The 22,855-nt window shown below is 37.4% G+C and carries 20 protein-coding genes, 1 pseudogene and 1 riboswitch; of the genes and pseudogenes, 5 read left to right on the plus strand and 16 right to left on the minus strand.

The window, feature by feature from the left end; genetic code table 11:
* Window positions 1-128 precede the first annotated feature (128 nt).
* A complete protein-coding gene (locus ACQKMH_RS15880; RefSeq protein ID WP_427588534.1) occupies window positions 129-404 on the minus strand; it encodes a zinc-binding dehydrogenase in 276 nt (91 codons plus the stop codon).
* A 480-nt stretch (window positions 405-884) separates the two neighbouring features.
* On the opposite strand from ACQKMH_RS15880, the gene ACQKMH_RS15885 reads away from it, so the two are divergent.
* The 4 genes from ACQKMH_RS15885 to ACQKMH_RS15900 all read left to right on the plus strand — a co-directional run bounded on the left by ACQKMH_RS15885 (window position 885) and on the right by ACQKMH_RS15900 (window position 2,677).
* Window positions 885-1,391 (plus strand): DUF2243 domain-containing protein, encoded by a 507-nt coding sequence (locus ACQKMH_RS15885; protein WP_427588433.1) that lies wholly within the window; start codon window positions 885-887, stop codon window positions 1,389-1,391.
* Window position 1,392: 1 nt separating this feature from the next.
* A complete protein-coding gene (locus tag ACQKMH_RS15890; RefSeq protein ID WP_427588434.1) occupies window positions 1,393-1,821 on the plus strand; it encodes a cytochrome c oxidase assembly protein in 429 nt (142 codons plus the stop codon).
* The gene (locus ACQKMH_RS15895; RefSeq protein WP_427588435.1) at window positions 1,763-2,209 is read left to right on the plus strand and encodes a cytochrome c oxidase assembly protein; all 447 of its coding nucleotides are present in this window, start codon (window positions 1,763-1,765) and stop codon (window positions 2,207-2,209) included. Before ACQKMH_RS15890 ends, ACQKMH_RS15895 begins: the two co-directional genes overlap by 59 nt.
* Before the next feature lie 102 nt (window positions 2,210-2,311).
* On the plus strand, window positions 2,312-2,677 hold the full coding sequence (locus ACQKMH_RS15900; RefSeq protein WP_427588436.1) for a carboxymuconolactone decarboxylase family protein: 366 nt from the start codon (window positions 2,312-2,314) through the stop codon (window positions 2,675-2,677).
* A 146-nt stretch (window positions 2,678-2,823) separates the two neighbouring features.
* Here the strand turns inward: ACQKMH_RS15900 and ACQKMH_RS15905 are convergent, their stop codons facing one another.
* The 5 genes from ACQKMH_RS15905 to ACQKMH_RS15925 form a co-directional block, all read right to left on the minus strand.
* The gene (locus tag ACQKMH_RS15905; protein ID WP_427588437.1) at window positions 2,824-2,994 is read right to left on the minus strand and encodes a hypothetical protein; all 171 of its coding nucleotides are present in this window, start codon (window positions 2,992-2,994) and stop codon (window positions 2,824-2,826) included.
* A gap of 22 nt (window positions 2,995-3,016) precedes the next feature.
* Window positions 3,017-4,798, minus strand: a complete 1,782-nt coding sequence (thiC, locus tag ACQKMH_RS15910; RefSeq protein ID WP_427588438.1) for a phosphomethylpyrimidine synthase ThiC — start codon at window positions 4,796-4,798, stop codon at window positions 3,017-3,019.
* Window positions 4,799-4,934: 136 nt separating this feature from the next.
* Window positions 4,935-5,050, minus strand: a riboswitch (TPP riboswitch).
* Window positions 5,051-5,165: 115 nt separating this feature from the next.
* Entirely contained in the window at window positions 5,166-5,954 is a 789-nt protein-coding gene (locus tag ACQKMH_RS15915; protein ID WP_427588439.1) for an HAD family hydrolase, read from the minus strand.
* Between the two features lie 171 nt (window positions 5,955-6,125).
* Complete coding sequence (locus ACQKMH_RS15920) at window positions 6,126-6,659, minus strand: histidine phosphatase family protein (RefSeq protein WP_427588440.1); 534 nt, start codon at window positions 6,657-6,659, stop codon at window positions 6,126-6,128.
* A 269-nt stretch (window positions 6,660-6,928) separates the two neighbouring features.
* On the minus strand, window positions 6,929-7,381 hold the full coding sequence (locus ACQKMH_RS15925; RefSeq protein ID WP_427588441.1) for a hypothetical protein: 453 nt from the start codon (window positions 7,379-7,381) through the stop codon (window positions 6,929-6,931).
* Window positions 7,382-7,478: 97 nt separating this feature from the next.
* Here ACQKMH_RS15925 and ACQKMH_RS15930 point away from each other — a divergent pair, with 97 nt between their 5' ends.
* Entirely contained in the window at window positions 7,479-7,733 is a 255-nt protein-coding gene (locus tag ACQKMH_RS15930; protein WP_427588442.1) for a helix-turn-helix domain-containing protein, read from the plus strand.
* 42 nt (window positions 7,734-7,775) lie between these two features.
* On the opposite strand, the pseudogene ACQKMH_RS15935 reads toward ACQKMH_RS15930, so the two are convergent.
* The 10 genes and pseudogenes from ACQKMH_RS15935 to ACQKMH_RS15980 all read right to left on the minus strand — a co-directional run.
* Window positions 7,776-8,333, minus strand: a pseudogene (locus tag ACQKMH_RS15935) (IS6 family transposase); the annotation flags it as partial.
* A gap of 386 nt (window positions 8,334-8,719) precedes the next feature.
* The gene (uxaC, locus tag ACQKMH_RS15940; RefSeq protein WP_427588443.1) at window positions 8,720-10,129 is read right to left on the minus strand and encodes a glucuronate isomerase; all 1,410 of its coding nucleotides are present in this window, start codon (window positions 10,127-10,129) and stop codon (window positions 8,720-8,722) included.
* Window positions 10,130-10,146: 17 nt separating this feature from the next.
* Window positions 10,147-11,682 carry an MFS transporter gene (locus ACQKMH_RS15945; protein WP_427588444.1) on the minus strand — a complete coding sequence of 512 codons (1,536 nt, stop codon included), beginning with the start codon at window positions 11,680-11,682 and terminating at the stop codon, window positions 10,147-10,149.
* Window positions 11,683-12,024: 342 nt separating this feature from the next.
* Window positions 12,025-13,311 carry an MFS transporter gene (locus ACQKMH_RS15950; protein ID WP_427588445.1) on the minus strand — a complete coding sequence of 429 codons (1,287 nt, stop codon included), beginning with the start codon at window positions 13,309-13,311 and terminating at the stop codon, window positions 12,025-12,027.
* Window positions 13,312-14,164: 853 nt separating this feature from the next.
* On the minus strand, window positions 14,165-14,824 hold the full coding sequence (locus ACQKMH_RS15955; RefSeq protein WP_427588535.1) for a GntR family transcriptional regulator: 660 nt from the start codon (window positions 14,822-14,824) through the stop codon (window positions 14,165-14,167).
* 977 nt (window positions 14,825-15,801) lie between these two features.
* Window positions 15,802-17,415 carry a glycoside hydrolase family 43 protein gene (locus ACQKMH_RS15960; RefSeq protein WP_427588446.1) on the minus strand — a complete coding sequence of 538 codons (1,614 nt, stop codon included), beginning with the start codon at window positions 17,413-17,415 and terminating at the stop codon, window positions 15,802-15,804.
* A 131-nt stretch (window positions 17,416-17,546) separates the two neighbouring features.
* The gene (locus ACQKMH_RS15965) at window positions 17,547-18,944 is read right to left on the minus strand and encodes an MFS transporter (protein WP_427588447.1); all 1,398 of its coding nucleotides are present in this window, start codon (window positions 18,942-18,944) and stop codon (window positions 17,547-17,549) included.
* A 475-nt stretch (window positions 18,945-19,419) separates the two neighbouring features.
* Window positions 19,420-20,886 (minus strand): alpha-ketoglutaric semialdehyde dehydrogenase GucD, encoded by a 1,467-nt coding sequence (gene gucD, locus ACQKMH_RS15970; RefSeq protein ID WP_427588448.1) that lies wholly within the window; start codon window positions 20,884-20,886, stop codon window positions 19,420-19,422.
* A 172-nt stretch (window positions 20,887-21,058) separates the two neighbouring features.
* On the minus strand, window positions 21,059-21,952 hold the full coding sequence (locus ACQKMH_RS15975; protein ID WP_427588449.1) for a fumarylacetoacetate hydrolase family protein: 894 nt from the start codon (window positions 21,950-21,952) through the stop codon (window positions 21,059-21,061).
* Window positions 21,953-22,026: 74 nt separating this feature from the next.
* Window positions 22,027-22,794: an IclR family transcriptional regulator gene (locus tag ACQKMH_RS15980; protein WP_427588450.1), complete on the minus strand. Its 768-nt coding sequence runs from the start codon at window positions 22,792-22,794 to the stop codon at window positions 22,027-22,029.
* Window positions 22,795-22,855: the final 61 nt, after the last annotated feature.

A 22,855-nucleotide genomic window follows, 5' to 3' on the forward strand; every position in this document is an offset into this window, starting at 1 on the left:
GTTATCAGTACCGCCATACAGATAAGGGATTATATCACACTGTTTTTATCTTCCCCAATAAAAAAAGGTCCCCATAATGTTGTATTCCCGGGCAGCCTCTTCCATTCATCTTTGAAGCAACTTCTGAATCATTCATTTATCTGTAAAATGATTTTACTTAAGTTTTTATTGGCTTCCATATGTTCATGCGCCCTTTTTATTTCTTCAAAAGGGAAAACTCGATCGACGATTGTCCTCATTTCATTTTGGAGGAACAAAGGCATCGCCTTTGTAACGAATTCTTCCGTTATTTCTTTTTTATATGCATCACACCTGGGAGTTAATAGGGTGCCTTTTAATTGAAACCGTTTTAAAAGAGTTCCACCGAGGATGCCGATAAGTACCCAGCGACCATCAGTCTTTATGCTTTTAAGATTTTTCTCCCATTATGAAGCACCGATAAAATCCAGAATGACATCCACGCCTTGATGATTTGTAGCTTTTGGTACTTCCTCGTCGAAAGAATATATCCGTTCTATCAACGGCGGAGCATTCCGCTTTTTTCCAGCATGAGCTTAGAAAATTCCTGAAATAGTAACTGTTCTGCCCCACCCGGTTGTTTAACCTCTACATCTTTCATTTCCCCCACCCCTTACAATTTAACAATTTGTGTTTACCTGGTTTGTCATGAAGTTGGAAACTATGCTACTCCAAAAAATATCAACAAGCAAATGATTAAGATACCATTATGCTATGCGGGAACTGAATGTATAAAATTCTCGATAATAAAGAAAGAGATAAAAGGTCCATTTACCTGTCTATAACTTCACTTTACAGGGTAAAGTAGAAGGAACCTTATATAGAAAAATTATCCATAACAAAGAAACCTATAAGGAGGATGGAAATTGGATTTCAAGCCCCGTAATCAAAAAGATCAATCCATTTCAGAATTACGTTATACTTATTCCGCTCGTAATCTATGGTCCGGTTTACTATTCGGGATCGGATTGGTGGCATTCATCGATGAGGCCATCTTTCATCAACTATTACATTGGCATCACTTCTATGATAAATCCACATCCAATATCGGGCTTGTCTCGGATGGTTTATTTCATGCTCTTAGTTGGTTCGCGACGGTCGGGTCTTTGTTCATGTTCGCCGACCTTCGCCGCCGAAAAGGAATATGGCTGAAAAGGTGGACAGGGGGAGTATTGCTCGGGGCAGGTTCTTTTCAATTATATGATGGAATCATCCAGCACAAGCTACTAAGACTCCATCAGATTCGTTACAATGTCGATATTCTCCCATATGACTTGATTTGGAACGTTACAGCCATCGCGATGGTTTTGATCGGCATCACCCTCGTCATTCGAACACGTCGCAACTTACTTAAAACGAAAGCAGACGATTGACATGCACAGTAATGATCATATTCATGATAATGGAGCTGGCTTTGAAACGATTTTATTGATTCTATTTGTGCTTATAATAGTGATCTATATAGCTGCTGCCGTTATTTCGAGACGCCGTTATAGAAAATGGCCATTATCCCGTACATTCTTTTGGATTCTAGGCATCATCTGTGCCGCTTCTGCCATTATCGGCCCCATAGCCAATCGAGCGCATTTGGACTTCACGGCACATATGGTTGGTCATTTACTTCTTGGAATGATTGCACCCATTTTACTGATGTTCGCTGCCCCCCTTACTCTTCTTCTGCGAACACTGGATGTCCAATCGGCCAGACGCCTTTCGGGGGTGCTGAGAAGTTGGCCTTTCGGGGGTGCTGAGAAGTTGGCCATTCGTAATTTTAAGCAACCCCATCATAGCCTCCATCCTTAATATTGGAGGGCTATGGATACTCTATACGACTGGATTGTATGGTTTGATGCAACAGAATATCCTTTTACATGCTTTGGTGCATGTTCACGTGTTCATTGCTGGCTATCTATTCACTGCCTCGATGATATATATGGACCCGACGTCACATCAGTTCAGCTTCATGTTTCGAGCTATCGTATTTGCCATTTCACTGGCAGGACATGATATTCTTTCTAAATATATCTATGCCCATCCACCAAGCGGAGTCATAAAGGCACAAGCGGAGAATGGCGGAATGTTAATGTACTATGCAGGCGATGCCATCGACCTTTTACTTATCTGCATACTTTGCCATCAATGGTTTAGAGCCACCCGCCCTCGGGAATCACTTGTCCAGTTGCAGGAATAGTTCAATGATTACTTCGGTAAACTCCTCGTTCCTGATTAATCATACATTATTTAGCTCATACTAATTTTTGATGAAAAAATTTAGGATGGAGCTGAATGGAAAATGGAATTTGAAGCTAAGAGTTCTACTGAAAATGCTCTTTACGATTATAAAGTTGGACTTGGTGTCTTTACGGAAAAAATGCCAGATCTCGCTGAGAAATTCAACTCGTTTACGGAAGAGTGCTTTAAAGAAGGCCAATTAACCCAGAAAGAAAAACAGCTTATCGCCCTCGGAATAAGCTTATATTCTCAAGATGAATACTGCATTATCTACCATACTAAAGGATGTCTTGACCAAGGCTGTTCAGAACAGGAAATCCTTGAAGCCATTGGAGTGACTGCAGCATTTGGCGGAGGAGCAACCATGAGTCAGGCCGTAACTCTCGTCCAGGAATGCATCCAGGAAATAAACCAAATGAAACAATAATGGAGTAAGGGATAGGACAGTTTGTCCTATCCCTCTTTATTTGCTCGAAGCCGAAATTAATTGCCATATGTGGAAAAATTACAAACAATCCCTTCATCATGATGACTGATATTCCAATATGACAAACAAAGCAGATTAAGGAATCACTACCATTGCAGACTTTCGATTAAGTGGCACTTTGTGCATTCTTGACTATAATCAGTTTTTACAAATTCATGATTACAATTTTCCCGAAAGATGTTCAGCTCTTTTTTCAGCTGATCTAATTGGCTTTCCAACTGTTTCATTTCATCTTTTATCTGGATTACCCGATTCATCGAATTCTCCCTTTCGTCCAAATCATTGATAGATTTTTCCGTCCGTTTTCCTGAATTGATTCGCTTTTTCTTTAAGTCCTTCATCGATTACAGACTCAAAACCGAGACCCTTTTCTTTTGCCAAATCACGGATATCCTGAGAGATTCTCATACTGCAGAATTTAGGTCCGCACATGGAACAGAAATGAGCTGTTTTGGCACCTTCAGCCGGTAGTGTTTCATCGTGATATTCAACCGCACGTTCAGGGTCGAGAGAAAGATTGAATTGATCTCTCCAACGAAACTCGAATCTGGCCTTCGAAAGGGCATCGTCTCTTTTTTGTGCATGCGGATGGCCTTTTGCAAGGTCAGCTGCATGTGCAGCAATTTTATAGGTAATGACCCCTACTCGAACATCCTCTTTATTCGGAAGTCCAAGATGCTCTTTCGGTGTCACATAACAGAGCATCGCCGTACCAAACCAACCAATCATGGCAGCACCGATCGCAGATGTAATATGATCATAGCCAGGAGCTATATCCGTTGTCAAAGGCCCAAGGGTATAGAACGGGGCTTCTTGACAGACCTCCAGCTGCTTATCCATGTTTTCCTTAATCAAATGCATCGGCACGTGCCCGGGTCCCTCCACCATGACTTGAACATCATGTTTCCAAGCAATCTTCGTCAGTTCCCCCAGTGTTTCCAATTCTGCAAATTGCGCCTCATCGTTTGCATCTGCAATCGATCCAGGACGAAGACCATCTCCTAATGAGAAAGAAACATCATATGCCTTCATGATTTCACAAATCTCTTCAAAATGAGTATAAAGGAAGCTTTCTTGGTGGTGGGCCAAACACCATTGAGCCATGATCGATCCCCCTCGGGAAACGATTCCCGTAACCCGCTTTGCCGTTAATGGGATATATCGCAATAACACTCCAGCATGTATGGTGAAGTAATCGACACCTTGCTCGGCCTGCTCGATTAAAGTATCCCGAAAAACTTCCCAATTTAAATCTTCCGCAACTCCATTCACTTTTTCCAATGCTTGATATATAGGAACGGTCCCAACTGGAACAGGCGAATTCCTGATAATCCATTCACGTGTTGTGTGAATATTCTTGCCGGTGGAAAGGTCCATTATGTTGTCGGCTCCCCATCGTGTAGCCCAAGTCATTTTCTCCACTTCATCTTCGATCGATGAACTAACAGCTGAATTTCCAATATTCGCATTTATTTTAACGTGAAAATTACGCCCGATGATCATAGGCTCACTTTCAGGATGGTTAATATTTGCCGGAATGATGGCCCGCCCGCTGGCTACCTCTTCTCTTACAAACTCAGGGGCAACATTTTCCCTGATTGAAATGAACTCCATTTCAGGGGTAATGATTCCTTTACGTGCATAATGGAGCTGGGTTACATTGTTTCCTTTCATTGCACGCAAAGGTTTCCTTTTCAATCCCGGAAAAATATCGGCATTGGATTGTGGCTCCACTTTTCTATAACCGTTATCTTCGGGTTTTATTTCACGTCCTTCATACTCTTCAATATCCTCACGTTCCAGGATCCAGTTGCGTCTAATCGGATCAAGACCTTTCTGAATATCAATCGGATATTCGGAATCCGTATAGGAACCGCTTGTGTCATAAACTCGTAAAGGTGGATTCTCCTCTTCACCGAATGCCCCTGTAGTCGGACTTAACTTAATTTCACGCATAGGCACTTTAATATCAGGTCTAGATCCCTCTACGTACACTTTTTTACTCCCTGCAAAACTGGACATAATTGAAACGTTCATGTCATTTACTGAATTACTCATCATGATTTCATTTCTCCTTTTTAAGTTTCATTTAAAAAGGACAAAATCCAATCCATTTCGCACGAAAAAGCCGGATCTCATAATTAAGACCCGGCTAACGTTAGTATGACTACAGAAATGACCAAATGAAATGTCATTGTTAAGTAGATTCTAACTTCCCCACGCTGGTATGAACCAGATCAGGTCCTGAGGGTTAAGAAGCTTTACGCGCTTCTCTCTCAGCCCAACTTATATTGGACACCCCTAGTCTGAATAATTTAATTGATTACAGGGTAACTATATATCACCCTTTTGATTCTGTAAATAATTGCAAAGGCCTATATATTTTAATGAATCCCTCCAAAATTTGTTACTTGGAGGGGACCCATCATTATTTTTCCAAACCTTCAAGGATGGGGAAAAGCTCCTCCAAATGCTTGATTTCATAGGTTGGAAGCACTTCATTCCGTTCCTTATCATGTCGATTTATCCAAACCGACTTTATGCCCACTCGTGATGCCCCAAGGATATCGGTCATTAAATTGTCGCCAACCATCAATACTTCATCCTTATCCAGCTCCATGATTTCCAAAGCATGCTCAAAGATGGATGCATCCGGTTTACCGCGTCCAAATGCTCCTGAAATGACGATTTGGTCGAAATAAGGAACGAGTTCTGGCGTAATTTCAAGTTTAGTATTTTGTAGTTCAGGCGAACCATTCGTCAGCAAAAGCAATTTGTAATTCCCTTTTAATTCATCTAACACACGGAATGATTCTTCATAGATAAATGGCTTTTTACGTCTCTCTGCAGGGAAACGTTCTGCCAGTTCAAGCCCAAATGCAGGGTCATTGATCCCTAATGCCTTCAAGCCTCTCGTCCACGCTTCTTTCCTATATGTCGGTACAATCCCTGCCATCTTCCGGAATTCATCATGATCATCTTGAAAATTCCCCCATAGTCCTTCAAATGGGTTGATTCCGATCATTTGAGTAAATGCATATGTATCGTAAGAAGAGTAAAGCTCACGCGCTTCTTTCCGAACCGCTTCTTCAAACTCATCGACATTTAAATCATATTTTTCCCTAGCCACTTCACATGTGGCTACAAAAGCCTCTTTCACACTTTTCTGATCCCAAAGCAATGTATCATCTAAGTCAAAAAAAACTGCCTTCACCAAAATGCACACCCTCTTCCCCTATTATTGAATTCGATAAAAATTACACTATTACAATAATAAACCACAACCATCGGAAAAAGAATAACTATTCGGAAAATGACTATATCTTTCTTAAGATCATTAAATGTTCAACGTGTACCAGACATACTTTTTTTGTCGGGATATCCTTGATTATCTTTCGAATACATACAGCCTTCCATTGCTGGCAATCTTGAATTTCGGACCGGCAAACCCCCGTCTTATCAGCTCTTTTCTCATATATACCATGAGTGCGGCATGACTCACGATCAGAACATCCCTTTCCCCCTTTGCAAAAATTTCGTCCAATGCTTTATTGATCCGTCGCTCAGCGATTTTAATTTCCGCTCTTGTCTGCTTGTTAATCAACGAGCAGGATCGAATCCAGATGGCCCAAAGGATGAACGGCAGCTTTACCTTTCCTTTAAGGGGGGGGGAAGGTATTTCCCGCAGTTCCTCCATCCGATGAACCGTGCCAGGGTAGATATGTTTTGCAGTCTTGACCGCTCTCGACATATCGCTGCAATAACATTCCTGCCATTCCTCAGCTCGTAATAAAGTCGTTCCGTAAATTATATCTGCTGCATCATAGTCCATGAACCATTGCTTCATATCATCCGCAGTCACGGATTTCCCTGTTGGGAATTCATGTGCCACCTTAAAATGACGTACCAAACCAATTTTCATATATTCTCCTTATTATCTTTTAAAATATTCGTTTCTTTTTCTTGTAAAACCCCTTAACAATATATTAACCTATGTAAAGCTATATAATAAATGCAAGTTGAAACCATTAAAAACCTTATTGAGCTCTCCTTGACATTGTGTATGGTTAAAGGTTCTCACAGATTGAGTCACTGCAAGCACTTGATTATGATAGGGAAAGATATCATGGGCAAGAGCATATGTAAAATGATCGAAAAAAGAGAAAGCATATCGCCTTCTCCTTTTATCGTTTAATCTATGAATTGGAGTTCTGTTATCGTACATCTTTTCCTGAATTTATATTTCCCGCTCAAATCACTGAATTGATAATCATTTAGGGATTTCCCCAGTTGATCCTTTAGTTTATCCACCGTGATGGATTCCTCAACTGTCTTTTTCCAATTTTCATTTCCCATTATCTCTTCGAACGGAATGGTAGTCAGGACTTCATCATATATCTGGATGCTTTGATCGATGCCGAAGCTGCCATAGATACTGCCATTTTCATCGGCAAAGATATGCTCTGATTCCAATTCTTCCACCAATACTTCCAGATATCCCTTTGCCTTAACAGGCTTGATGGCAATCTCCGCTTCTGCCTTTACAGGTCCCAATCTCTTATCGATGATCTCTATCGTCAATTTAACGTGAACGGGCGGATAACCAAACCCTTCACAAAGTTCTGCTGCCGAGTTATATACCATCTGAACATCCTCCTTTTGTCACTATCATTATATAATATAAATACTTCATCTGGGGGGCTGAACAAGCACCTAGTGAACAAGACGTGTAGGGTTTTATATGGAAAAAAATTTATCAATTCAAATTGGTCAACGTTTACGTTTTTATCGTCAACGGCGTAAATTATCCTTGGACGACCTTGCTGAACTGACTGGTGTTAGTAAACCTATGCTCGGACAAATTGAACGAGGTAGCTCGAATCCAACTGTAGCGATACTGTGGAAAATAGCTGCTGGACTACAAATCCCATTCGGTTCATTTCTTGTAAGAAATCCTTCTATAATCGTTAGAAACATAGAGTGTGGTTTCCTTTAAATTGCTAACTTACGAAGCTACTTCAAATAATTTATGGATAAATTATTTTTGATTTTGGGCAGACTTCACCCCTTGATGAACCTGTTTCTTTTTAATCATTTGCATGGCTTCTATACCACTCAGTATGTAAGTAGCTGTACGAAATGATTTCAACCCTAACATAGAACGAACTCGCTTCTTTATAAAACGATGATCCTGTTTTACCATATTATTGAGATATTTAACTTGCCTTATTTGTATGTCCTCAGGCATGAGTTTCTCTTCTTTTAACTCTTGAATCGCTACAGGATAGGCTGGATTTTTATCCACTGTTATGACACGAGGTTTACAAACATGAAAAGTAGCCAATGCTTTCTTGAAAAAGCGCTTGGCTACTTGTTTATCTCTTGATTCACTTAGGTAAAAATCAATGGGATTCCCTTCTGAATCGACTTCACGATATAAATACATCCATTGACCTTTTACTTTGATATACATTTCATCGACTCTCCAAGAGTCATTTGTTGGCTTAAGATGACGACGTACTCTTTTATCTAATTGAGTTCCATATTGATGAACCCAACGCATAATAGTTGTATGGGCCAGGGATAAGCCACGCTTCATTTGAGCAAATCTTCTTTTTTCATACCGATCATACACCTTTTTAAGAGTAATAGTATCAGTATGTCCAAGATATAGCGATTAATTGGAATTATCTTGAAGTTATTGCGCCAGAACTAAAAAATTTGCAGATTTAGACCATAAAAGAGACATTATTCTACAGCTGATAACCTCCATTATCCCAAGGTATATCTATTAACTATTGATTAAAATCGTAGAAAATCTTATCCAAAAGGTGTTACACCAGGAAAAAAATCAGGTAATATGAAGAATAAATTAGCTCGTCCATTTGAACAAGCTGGTAGATAGAAGCAATTGGATTACCCCATTTCATTTTTTACGTCATTAGTTTTAACTATTTATCTTTAAACCAATGACGCAATTGTTCACTTTAGTTGAAACTCAAAATAGTTTAATGCGTTGTTGTAGGATATATCCTGGACAATTTCACCTAACCATTCTATTTCATTTGGATAATCCCCATTTTCAACCCAATTCCCAAAGATATTGCACAAAATTCTTCTGAAATACTCATGGCGGCTGTATGATAAAAAGCTACGGGAATCTGTTAACATTCCCACAAATCTAGATAACACCCCCAAATTACCGAGTGTTTTCATTTGAGCAACCATGCCATCAGTATGATCATTGAACCACCATGCTGAACCAAACTGAACTTTTGACGGGGTTCCACCTTCTTGAAAATTACCTGCCATGGTAGCCAACGTTTCATTATCATTGGGATTCAGACCATATAAAATCGTTTTAGGTAGGTGATGATCCTTATCGAGCTCATCCAGCAATTGGGATAGAGGAACAGCAATTGGGTCATCTTTCATGGAGTCACATCCCACATTTGGACCTAACGCACGGAAAAGACGGGAATTGGCACTTCTTAATGCTCCGATATGATATTGCATGACCCACTCTCTCCTGCTATAAGCTTTCCCCAAACTTACTAGTAATCGCGTTAAAAATTGATTGTTTTCCTTTAATGAAATGGCCTGTTTATTCAAAGCCTTTTCCACAATGGCATCTACTTCTTGTAACGTGGAGATTTCATAAACAACGGTCTCTATACTGTGATCAGATAATCTACACCCAATTTCAGTAAAGTAATCCATTCTATTTTCTAAGGCATCCACTAGTTTTGAATAATTTGTAATCTGAATTCCAGTCATATTTCCTAGCTTTCCTACATAATCTGCCCAATAATGATCTTGAATCGCCATGACTTTGTCCGGCCGAAACGCTGGCAAAACAGTTGTTGAAAATTCTTTAACTTCTTGCAACAACTTATGATAACGTAAATCATCAATCGGGTCGTCAGTCGTACCGATCAACCTTACATTTGAGCGTTCAATCAAACCTCTTGACGAAAAATCCGGGTTCTGTAGCATTGCATTGCATGTATTCCAAATTTCTTTTGCAGTAGCTCTTTTTAAGATAGTATTCAAATCAAAGTATTTTCTTAATTCTATATGTGTCCAATGATAAAGCGGATTGCCAATTAATTTTTCAACGGTTTCAGCCCATTTTTCAAATTTTTCATAGTCATCGGCTTCACCTGTAATATAATATTCATCTACGCCATTTGCCCGCATCGCACGCCATTTATAATGATCGCCCTCTAACCACAATTCAGTCATATTTTTATATGTTCTATTTTCATAGATTTCTTGTGGGTTTAAGTGGCAATGATAATCATAGATCGGCATTTTAGCAGCATAGTCATGATATAATTTTTTTGCTGTTTCGGTTTGCAGTAAAAAATCTTTGTTCATAAAAGTTTTCATATGATTGATTCCTCCTATTAATTAGTCTTCGCACGAGGAAGGACATCTAAAGTATTGCCACCCCATAGCTTGTCATATTTATAGCCAGTAAGTGCTTCTACGACCTCTTTTGTTTTTGGATCAACATTTTCTTTGGAACCGTTGTTTTTCAAGCGATTTACTTCATCAACAAGAATACCATGTGTTTCTTTATTTAATTTAAATGTGAAGGATGCAATCAAAGCAATTAGAAGTAATCCAATTACCCCAAAAATCATAATACCTACAATGGTGTGAACAGCACTAACTGGCTGTGTGGCAGCTTTTTGAACAAATCCTCCACTCTCCAGGATTGCCCCAACTAGTAAAGTGGCAAGTGCAACGGAAGATTTTCTGAAAAATGTCATTACTGATGCAAAAATACCTTCCCGTCTTTGTTGCGTAATCATTTCATCAACATCCGGAATAAACGGAAATACATTCCAAGGGATAAATTCTAACATACTTCTTCCGATTTGATAGATGAACGAGATAATACCTAAAGTAAGGATTAGGTTACTTGGATGGAGTAAATAAACAGCTCCATATCCTAATAGACAAAGAATCATGGTAGAATAGGAAATTTTAAATAAATGAGCCGGTCCAATCTTAATCATTAAAAATCCATAAACGATTGCACCTGGGAGTCCAATAACACTAAATGAAAGTAAATTTGCTGCAACGGCTGTTGTACTATTCAATGCATATACACAATAGAAGACGAACACAGCATTAAAAGCATCTTTAGCCGTCATCGAGCAAATATAAATGAGTAAATGTTTACGGAAACTTTTCACTTTGAAAGTGGAAGCAAAATCAACTAATGTTTGACCAATTGCTTTTAAACTCTCACCAAAGCTTTTGTTCACTTTCTTTTGATCGATGTATTGTTGCATAGCTTCAGGTGAAACTTCCCTTTCCCATGTCGAGCGAAAAGAAATAAATACACAAACCGCAAAAACAACCGCAAAAAATGCGCCATTGGCTAGGAAAGCCCTCGGATTGTCCTGTCCTAAAGCACTAAATAATTGACCTGGAATAAAGGTTGCCAAAAAAGTACCAAGACCTGAAATAAACATCCTAGCTGTTGATAATTTCGTTCTTTTATTAAAATCTTTTGTCATTTCTGAAGGAAGGGTTTCCCAAGGAATCAGCACCATCGCTGCTATTATTTCAAACATTAAGTAACTGAAGAGATAGTAGAAATAATTCATTCCTGTTACCCATAGTAAACCGTAAACAAGCATTAACGGCGAACCAACCAGTAAGAAAAATCTTCGTCGGCCAAATTTTCTTCCCAATTTAAATTTGAAAAAGTTATCGGAAAAGCTCCCCATAAATAAACTTACGACTGCATCCACAATCCGGGCAATGGCAATAATGGAAGCGGCTTCCACTGGAGTTAAACCAGCAAACTTGATATAAAAAAATAATAGCCAAGCTCCAATAATTGTAAATGCTCCTCCGCCCATCATATCCGTTAACCCGAAGCCAACGCTCCTCGTGAGTGTAACTTCTTTATTCTTTCTAACCATTTGTAACGCCTCCTATATAAATAGTTATGTAAAACTGAAATAGGTAAAACGTTTTCATTTTTAGATAAATTTCTGTAAGAAAAGGAACAAAATGATTTTATTCCTTTTCTACTTTCACCATTGATAAGGCATGAGCCGGGTAGATGACAGGGTTCATGCCTGCAAGGCTGCCTAATTAAATAAAGTGTCTAACTTTTTGGGATCACTTCATTTAAAGGTTGGCTCTCTTTTTTAAATCTAGCTCATCCACATGTTATTTATAGAAAACTCTTTCATACCATTTCATCTGCTTTATGACTAAATATTGGAATCACTAATTTCTTTTTTGGTGATTTCATCGGGTCACATAGATATTTGGCTGAGTTTTTTCTCTTTTGCTGTTTTAATCGGTTTTACAAAAAAGACTACTACCAATGCCCCCAAAATCGCTAAAGTGGCTGCTAAATAAAAGGCGATGCTAAAGCTTCCTGTACTTTGTACAAGAAAGCCTGTAACCGTTGGTGCAATAATCCCAGATATATTTGAAATAAGATGGACAAAACCACCAGCTGTTCCGACGTTATTGCTAGGAACCGTATCTTGAATAATTGCCCAATAGATCATAGCTGTTAGGTAAAGGAAAAAGACAGCAATTGCCATCAATGCTACAGCAGCAGTTGCAGTCTCAACTATAGCCACAAAACCTACACATATAGCCGATCCAAATAACCCTGTCACTAGAATCACCTTACGCGAAAACATTAATTTTTTTGTTTTCTTATAAATGTAATCAGAAATAAATCCACCAAAGAATAATCCGATTGCCCCAACTAGCCAAGGAATAATGGTTACAATGCTCATGTCATGGACAGTTAAATTTTTTGCATCTGTTAGATAACTCGGGAACCAAGTGAGGAAAAAGAAATTATTATAGTTGTAGGCAAAAAATGCAACAGCAGTAAATAAAATCGTCGGGTGTTTAATTGTTTTCCAAAGACTTAATTTTTCTGCGCTTGATGGGTCCGAAACAGTATCTTGACCTTGTAGAATCTCCTTTAACTCAGCTTCCGAAACTTTTGGATGCTGTTTCGGATAATCTTTTGTTAATTTCATCCAAAAAAAGGTTAGAATTAGTCCTAAAATCATTAAAACAATAAAAGCTGTTCTCCATCCATATTGAATAGAAACCAGACCTACAAGAGGTGCTGCTATTGCTCCACCCAATGGCATTCCAGCTGTATATATTCCTATAGCACTGGCCCTTTCTTTTGCCGGAAACCAGTTGTTAACCATTTTATTTGACGTTGTTGCAACAGGTCCTTCTGCAAAACCAAAGAATAATCTAGAAATATATAACGAAGTAAAATTATATGTTACTGCCGTAACACCAACAAAAATCGACCAAAGTCCCAAAGCCCCCCCAAACACTTTTCGTGGTCCAAAACGATCGGCTAAATATCCACCAATAAAATTGAAAATGGCATAACCTAGAAAGAAACTACTGAATAATAACCCCATTTGTGAAGGAGTTAAATTGAATTCTTTTGAGATAAAGGGAGCCGCTACCGAAAAGGCCACCCGATCCATATAATTAAAAGCTCCTGCAAGAAACAATAAAAAGATGATAAACCATCGATATTTCCTGAACATTATTCTTCCCCCTAATCTGATAAATGTCTTGAAAGGAAAACCTTTCAAAATGAATTTCTAACTAAAATTACTTAATTTTGTTAAGTATTTATAGACCGCAAAAAACTAATGCCGCTAACAAATATCGCTAAAATAGCTAGTTATCCTGAATCCTATAAAGCAACAACTACCACACTAACATACTTGTATGGTAGTTGTTTTTGGAGACTTCCATCAAGAAGATTGCCACCAATGAGTTTTGTACATATATAATTAACGACGTAAAACCTCATCTAGTTGTTTACATAGAAGATTTAATAAAGTTGCTGCATGGATAATTATTCCTTAACCCGATAGACTTTTTTCTATAGATTCACCTATGAAAATGAAAGGAATAAGCGTTGAAAAGATTTCAACCTCGTATACCTTGTCGATGATCGTATAAGAGTCGTTTTTGACAACCCATTCAACCAAATTTTCATTCCATCATTGGCCATCTTTAATTTCGTGAATATTCTTTAAATTAAATCAAAAAAAATGGAAGAAACTTTGCCTGGTCTTACTGATATTGCGGGAACTCTAATTTCATGAAGGAGGATCGTGACAAAAGATTGGAGGTTCCATATTGACTTAATATTAATCTACATCTTCTTCACTTTCACCATATTTTATGTCCAAAAGCGATGTTTGATGATTTTACCATTTTCATAACTTAAGGCCTCTAAGACTCGTATACACCCTAGATTCAATAATACTTGACTAGTTCTAAATGATAAAACACCTAATAACCGTAACAATTTTTAAGCTTTTTGTGATTGAACGCAAAAGATAACGCTTACAAAAAAACTCAGAGATATTATTTCATTGAAATTTGTTACTTAAAATACGTAGGGTATTCTTTTCTAAGTGTTTCTTGATCAAATATAACCATTGTTAAGTGTTCCTTCATCATTTTTACAGCGACTTCCGGCTCTTTATTTCTAATGGCTTCTACAATAAGCACATGTTGGTTATATATCCCTCCCCAATTTAAATTTGTTGCTAATCTTAACATACGTAATCGTTTAAAATGCATGTTCATGTTTTGAATAACATACCAAATGCTTCCTTTTTTACAACCTTCAAAAATTGTTTGATGAAATTCCTCATCTAGTTGAAAGAGCTTTTCATAATTTTTTTCCTGCATGCACATTTCTTGCATCTTTAAATTCATTTCTAATGAGAATAGCTTTTCCTGCGGAAATACCTCACAAGCTAATTGAATAACTGCAATCTCTAAATGCTCTCTCATGAAACGTCCTTCTTCTACAAGATTTAAATCAATTAACGAAACGCATGTCCCCTTTTGAGGATAAATATCTAATAATCCCTCTTGTGATAGCTGAATAAAGGACTCTCTAACTGGTGTTCGACTTACTTTAAATTTATCCGAGATTTCTTTTTCAGAAATCTTATCACCCGGTAAAAGTCGAAATTTTAATATTTCTTCTTTTAATAGAGAATAGATGTGATCTCTTGTTGAGCCAGTTTGCATTTTTGAATCAATATTCAAATTCCCACCCTCTTCGCTTAATATATCACGATACAACTACTTGTATGGTAGCATATTAGTATTCATTTGAAAAGGTTGAAATATTCCGAAAAATTCTTTTACTGCTTATTCAATAGAAGTGGAGATTAGTTGAAGTATAAAAGGATTTTCAATACAATTATTGCACTTTTGTATGTTGATTACAGCTTTTATCCTTTGATACTTCAGTTCCACTTTTTCATACCCATCTTTTTTTTTCTACGGCCTTCCCTGCCGAGCATCCAGCCAGTACAAGCAATGCACCAATCCATGCTAAAAATAAGGCCTGTCGAGTCATTTTCATTTTTTTAATCTCCTTTATTAATGAGGCTCTTAAACACAAAAGACCCTCGATTAATTTTTCAATTAAACGAAGGCCTCCAGTAGTCTAGTCGGCATCCTATTCGAATATGATTTCAGAGTCTAAATGAAGGTCCACTTAAAGACTGATTACATCTTATCCCACTCTATTGGACCGATATGTATAAAACATGATCGGATATTCCCCTCCTTAGTAAACAAAATAGACCCCCACTTTCACCATTCGGTGAATTTAGGAGCCTCCGGTTTTCCAGTTAGCCAACACATTCTAATTCCAATAAAGTATATAGGTTTAATATATTTATTCCACTTGAAAATGTCAATAATTCTCTAAAAATTCTTTTTTCTTAATGTTAAAAGCACCCCGGTAAACAGTCCCCAACGTTGATGGAACATCCTATCGTCCTCTTCTATACTTGTTTTAAAACTACTTATGGTAAGCACGGGATACGTCTTTTTATTTCCTCCAAAACGAATATCTTTTTCTCTTCATCACTAGTCTGAACAAATAGCTCATCTGATTTTATGTTTCTAACAGGTCATAATTTGCACTAGAGCCAGTATTTTTAATAATCAATTTGATTAATGCAACACTAGTTTCCACAATTTAAATAGGGAAGTTAACTTAAACTTCTAAAGAGCTTCTCGCTTTTTTCCTCTACATTTCTATACTCTTTATAATGAAAATACTCAAAATCAGCATTTAATGCCTGACCACTCAAATCTTGAACACAAACTCCGACAAATGTACCAGTAAAACGAATATAGTCTGCATCATCATCCGAAAGATGACTGATGTCTATCTTTGGTCCAATCGACTGCCATTCACCTTGTCCATCAGCAAAGGAAAACTGTAGCCGTTCATTTTCAATCCTTGCTTTTAATGTTGTTGAATTAGCAGTTAGTGGAATATCCTCTTTTAACAATTCATCATAGTTTCCATGCTTTGTTTCAATAATTCCTAAGCACTTACCATATTGCTCATGGTCTGTAACACGAAGATATACATAATCATCGGTGTCATAATAAACGATCAGGCCAGCCATTTGTTGAAAATTTTCAGGTTTAAATTCTACAGCTGTTTCAGCCTCAATATAAAAACTTTCTAATCTTCGCGCTAAAAGGCTTTGGTGATGCATCGATTGCATCGATTCGCCACCTTTTAACCGTAAATAATCAGGACGTTCGATAAGGGATACCCAATCTTCTGAAAATGCTCTCCTCAATGAATTCCAGTATTTTTTTAACGTATTCCCATTAAAGTCATCATAATTACTTTCCTGTTCGAATGGATGGGCTGGTAAATCTGGTGCCTCTACTACCAATTGCGGGTATGGACCACCTTCTACTCTAATCCAATCATCATCCGTCCAATAGCATTTTTGAATCGCCGTTTCACGGCCTAATATACATTTTTTATCAACAACCGGCCGTCCACATAAATGAGCCATATACCATTCACCATTTTGTGTTTCTACTAAACTACCATGTCCACCCTTTTGTAATTGATCCAATTCATCCTGATTCGATGTCAGTATCGGGTTCTTAGGATCTAGTTGATAAGGACCAAATAAGGATCTAGATCTGGCGACAGTCACAGCATGTGTATACCATGTGCCACCTTCCGCAGTAATTAAATAATAGTAGCCATTTCTTTTATAAATATGAGGTGCCTCGGTTAACCCTATGCTTGAACCTTTAAAAATATTTTTAACTGGGCCTACGAGTTTCTTTTCTTCAACAGAATATTGTTGAAGCGCAATTCCTGCAAAAGAATTGTTCCCTTTACGATGATCCCAAATCATATTTACTAACCACTTTGTACCATCGTCTTCATGAAATAAAGATGGATCAAAACCACTACTATTTAAGTATATTGGTTCGGACCATGGACCTTCGATATTTTCAGCGGTTACCATGTAGTTGTGAGTATCTTTGAAGGCCCCCATTCTACTTTTTACGTCCGTATAAATTAAATAAAAGAGTCCATCGGAATAGGTTAAACAAGGTGCCCAAACACCGCCAGAGTTCATATTTCCAATCATGTTTAATTGGGATTCGCGTGTCAGCGGATAGGTAAGCAGTCTCCAGTTTACCATATCCTTTGAATGATAGATTTGAACCCCCGGAAACCATTCAAACGTGGAGACGGCAATGTAATAATCATCATCTACCCTTAAAATGGATGGATCTGGATGGAAGCCTGGGAGTACTGGATTTATTATTTTGCTCATTAATTATTTTCCCCTCTCCTAGGTAGGACCTAGAGTTCATATAAATCAGCTTTAAATGGCATCTAAAAGATTCCTAAGGTTCTAGGCCCTAACCAAATTATTTTGGATTGATCTATAATTTCAAATTGATATTAGGCATTTCGTGCTTTTAAATCCGAAATGATTTGTGGGTATTTTCTATCTAGGTCATAGAAAGGCATAATGAAAAGAATCAATATGGTGATACCCATTGGGATGTAAATGAATATCGTTTGGATAGAAAGCAATGCTGCATCGGTTTGTACTGCACTATTACCAACATAACCACCAAAGGCTAGTACCCAACCAATTATCGCAGCACCAAGTCCACTACCTACTTTTATCCCCATACTGCCGCCACTATAGACCATTCCTTCATTTCTAATACCTGTTTTCCATTCGCCATATTCAATTGTATCGCCAAGCAATGCAAACATACTTCCGTTAATCGGAGCTTTGCCTATCCCTCTAATTATTGTTCCAGCCACAATAAAGGTCACACTAGTGACGTCAATTAACATAACTAAATATCCCAAGATCGTAATTAATTCACCGACAATAATAGCATTCCTTTTACCAAACCGTTTGGTAATTGGGGCAACAATAACCATTCCTACAAGAATGAAAATCGTATAAGCTGTCGTAACTAATCCTACTAATAACGTATTATCTAAAATATATTCAGCGTAATATATTACCGACCCTGAGTTAAGTGCATTGAAAATATATGTGAGTAAAATGAAGATTGTTGCAAGAGCCCAATATTTATTTTTCCCTAATGTTTTTAGACTTTCTTTGAGTGGAACAGTTTTAACTTGTTGTTCCTTGTTTGCAGGCCTAACTCTCTCTTTGGTAGTTCTAAAGCAAAGATAAAATAAAGAACTACCTATCAATCCAAAGATTAAAAAGGTTAATACCCAACCAAATCGCTGTCCACCAAAAAAGTTTGCCAATGGCAGTGTTAAATTACTTACAATCAGTGTACCAACTAATGCAAGACTCATACGAAAGACATTCAAAACTGACCTTTGGTATTGATCTTGCGTAATTAACGAATTCATTGTTCCATAAGGGACATTTAATCCTGTATAGACCAAACTAACAACATTATATGTAATAGTTATATAAATAACTTGCCAAACTGTACTAACATTAGGCACCATAAATAGGAGCACTGCTGAGATAGCAAACGGAATCGATAACCATAACAACCAAGGACGTGCTTTCCCGTGCTTAGACTTTGTCTTATCAATAATGTATCCCATCAGGACATCCGCAACACCGTCAAAAATACGAGAGAATAGCATAATCGAACCTATTATACCTGCTGCAATGCCAATAACATCCGTATAATAGTAAACGATAAAAGTAGTCATTGCTGTCCATATAAAGTTACTTGCTAAATCTCCAGTACCATATCCTATTTTTTCTACCAGCCCTATATTTTCCCCTGGTACAGTTGGGGTTTGGCCTGATGATGTTAATTCTTCTATCTTTAGGTTTTCAGCCATTTTTTCTCCTCCTTATCGATCAATTAAAGGCATAAACTAATTTGAAATTATTATTACATCTCATAGATCGTTTATCATTAAGTTGCTTAAGTTTAAAATAGCTTTCAATTTTACTTAACTTAATTTTTTCGAAATTTCCTCACGTGTATGCGAATTATTTGTAAACGCTTTCTTACCAACTTCTAAAATCTCTATAATACGGTCTACATCATAGACATTTCCAAGAAACTTCAAAAGTTCAAAGTGCTTTGGATCAAGAATTGAAAAAGCATAATTATCATGATGTTACTACCAGAAGTAGGTACACCTCCACTATGAAAAGTGCATAAGAGTTATTGCTTTTATGCACTTTTCTAAGTATCAATTATAAGTTTTTGAGGGTTTGTTTTTTAACTAGGTTTATTTCATGAGAACATAATTAATAGCAAGAACATATCTGTATTGTATATAGAAGACAGTCTTCTAAAAAAATCATTTATGACTTTACAAATACGGTTTTAATAGAAGTGAAAAACTCAATTGCAGCTTGTCCTTGCTCACGAGAGTGGGAGCTAGATTGTTTCATTCCCCCGAATGGGGCTTGCAGTTCAACTCCAGCAGATTCAGCATTAATACGTACGAGACCAGCATCCATCTCATTAATAAAAGAAAGCATGTGACCAATATTTTTTGTGAAAATAGAAGCACTTAGTCCAAATTTCACGTCATTTGCAACTTGTAATGCTTCTTCTAAAGTTTCAACTTTGATAAGGGCAAGCACTGGTCCGAAAATTTCCTCTTGGGCAATAGACATTCTATTACTAACATTTTCAAAGACAGTAGGTTCCATAAAGAATCCATTGCCTAATTCAGATTCCTCCATACGTTTACCGCCATAAATCAATGTTGCGCCCTCTTCTATTCCTTTCTTTACGTAAGAAAGTACTGTATTAAGCTGGTTCTCATTTGCACATGGCCCCATCCATACATCTTCTTTTAAACCATTCCCAATTTTTATTTCCTTTATCTTTTCAATAAGTTTATTTTTGAACTGCTCGTAAACTCCACTTTGTACGATTACACGACTTGTAGCTGTACATTTCTGTCCCGTAGAACGGAGGCCTCCATTAATAGTTGCTTCTACTGCCTCTTCTAAATCAGCGTCATTGGCTACAATTACAGGATTCTTCCCACCCATTTCCAACTGATATTTAGCGCCACGCTTTAGAGCTCCTAGTCCAATTAATTTACCAACCGCATCAGATCCTGTGAATGTAATTCCATTAATATCCGGGTGATTAGTAATCGCTTGACCAATGACAGACCCAGGGCCTGTTACCATATTAATAGTACCCATCGGAAGACCTGCCTCGTCAAAACATTCTATTACTTTGGCTGCGGTTACTGCGGCTTCTTTAGCTGGCTTAAGAATAACTGTATTTCCATAGATGAGTGCCGGTGCTATTTTCCAGATAGGGATTGCCACTGGGAAATTCCAAGGGGTGATAACACCTACAACTCCAAGGGGAACACGAGTAGTGAACATCAGTGCTTCAGAATCCGATGAAGGAATCACATCACCTATTTTTCTCATCCCTTCTCCTGCATAATAACGAAGGATAGCGACACCTCTAGCTGTTTCCCCTTTTGCTTCCAGAAAAGTTTTTCCCATTTCACGAGTCATCGTTTCCGCAATTTCATCAATACGTTGCTCGAGTGCGTTCGCGACCTTATACAAATACTCTCCACGGGCAGCACCAGATAGCTTCCCCCAGAAAGCTTGTGCTTCCTTCGCAGCAAGAACAGCGTAATCTAAATCTTCTTTTTCAGATTGTTGTACATAACCTATGATTTCATGATGATTGGCTGGATTGATACTAGTTTCAACCTTTTGAATAGAAGCAGTTACCCATTTACCATTGATATAGTTTAAATACGTTTTTTCGTCAGTTTTTACGTTCATCTTATATACCCCCATATTTCTTGAAATAGTTTGCTTAATCCTGAAACATTGAATGCCAACGTCTTTATTGTAGTTAATTTCATTGAATAGTTAGATAACTATCGTTAAACCAGTGTTTCTCTTAGAATTCAATGAGGATCTTTCTGTATGATTAGTGTATTATCTGATTTACTCAAACTAATATTTTATTGGGTAACTTTACACTATTTTTCAAGACACCAATGTTAGAGACTTCAATTTCAATTTGATCGCCATCTAATAAGGTAAAGTCATTTGATGGAATAATACATGTACCAGTCAATAATACTGTACCGTCAAAAATTTCATTGTCGCGAATGAGGAAAGCTATTAATTCATCAAATTTCCTTTTTAACTGGTTAGTATTCGCTTTTCCCTCTACTTTAAGCTCATCATTGCGGTAGATTCGACATGTGATGTCGAAATTGTAAGGATCTTCCACAGACTCTGCAAGGAGAATTGCCGGTCCAATGGAACAAGAATTTTTCCACATTTTTGCTTGTGGTAGATAAAGAGGATTCTCACCTTCAATGTCACGACAACTCATATCATTTCCAATCGTATATCCAAGAATTTCACCATCTCGATTAATAACAAGGCCCAGTTCTGGCTCAGGAATTTGCCAATTAGAATCACTACGTATATAAACATCCTGTCCTGGACCAACTGTACGAGCAGCCGTAGACTTAAAGAAAATTTCTGGACGTTCAGCCTCATATATCTTGTCATAGAAAGTAGTTGCATCAAGCTTTCCACCTGTTGCTTCATAGTTACGTGCATCGCGACTACGCTCATATGTAACACCGGAGGCCCATACTTCTTCAGCTACAATAGGAACCATTAACGATAAATCTTCCACAGAGTATGGAATAGGCTTTGACTTGGAAATAGTAAATTCCACAAAAGAGAGTGGAGATACATTTTGTTCGTTTGCCTGTTGGATTAATTCAATCAATCCTTCTTGAGGAAGAGGGTATACTTTTCCCTCATTTGTAACAGCAGCTAGAATTGTTTTTGAATGCTCATTTAAATATCGGATAATACGCATAAAAATAGCCTCCTAATTGTTTTATATTATAAAACTAAGTTTTGATATATAGACAAAAGAGAAGGGAACCACTTCTATGAAATTGGTATCCCATTTCCCATTTCTTCTGATAATTGGAAAGCTGCCTGTTTCAGTTGTTCAATAAAAATTCCTAGCTGAGCCTCATCTATACTAGCTATAAGTGTAGAAAGGCTAATAGCTGCAATAACTTTATTCTCATGATTTCGAATAGGTGCTGCAATACAGCGAACACCTGGCTCGTTTTCCTGGTTATCAACTGCGTACCCTTGAGATTGAACTTGTTGAAGCTCACGCAAAAATTCAGGTTCACCTGTAATGGTAAATTCAGTTTGTTTAAAATAAACATATTCATTTAGATTTTTTTTAATTTCTTCCTGGTCTTTAAAAGCTATTAGAGCTTTACCAACCGCGGAGCAATGAAGTGGAATTCGTTTCCCTATTTTTGAATAACGAATAACAGCCATAGGACCTTCAACTTTATCAATATAAACTCCTTCTTTGCCGTCTAGTATAACTAAGTGGGCAGTCTGTCCGGTTTTTACCGATAAATCCATTAAGTATTTTTTTGATAAATCTCTAACGTCTAAAGACTGAATGACATAGTTTCCTCTTTCAAAGAGCTTCATTCCTAATCCATACTTTCCGTTCTCAGGATTTTGACTGATATAGCCATGATTTAATAGCGTTTTCAATAAAGAATGAATAGTGCTTTTGTGAAGTCCTAACTGATTACTTATATCTGTTATTTTCAATTCTGTTGTATGCTCGTCAAACAAATCGAGAATACGAAGAGCACGATCTACTGATTGAATAACAGGCATGAATTTCACCTACTTGTTTTATATTATAAAACTCACTTCTACCATTTCAAACTATTCTTAC

This window comes from Peribacillus sp. NPDC097895, assembly GCF_050277555.1.
Classification (GTDB): Bacteria; Bacillota; Bacilli; order Bacillales; family DSM-1321; genus Peribacillus.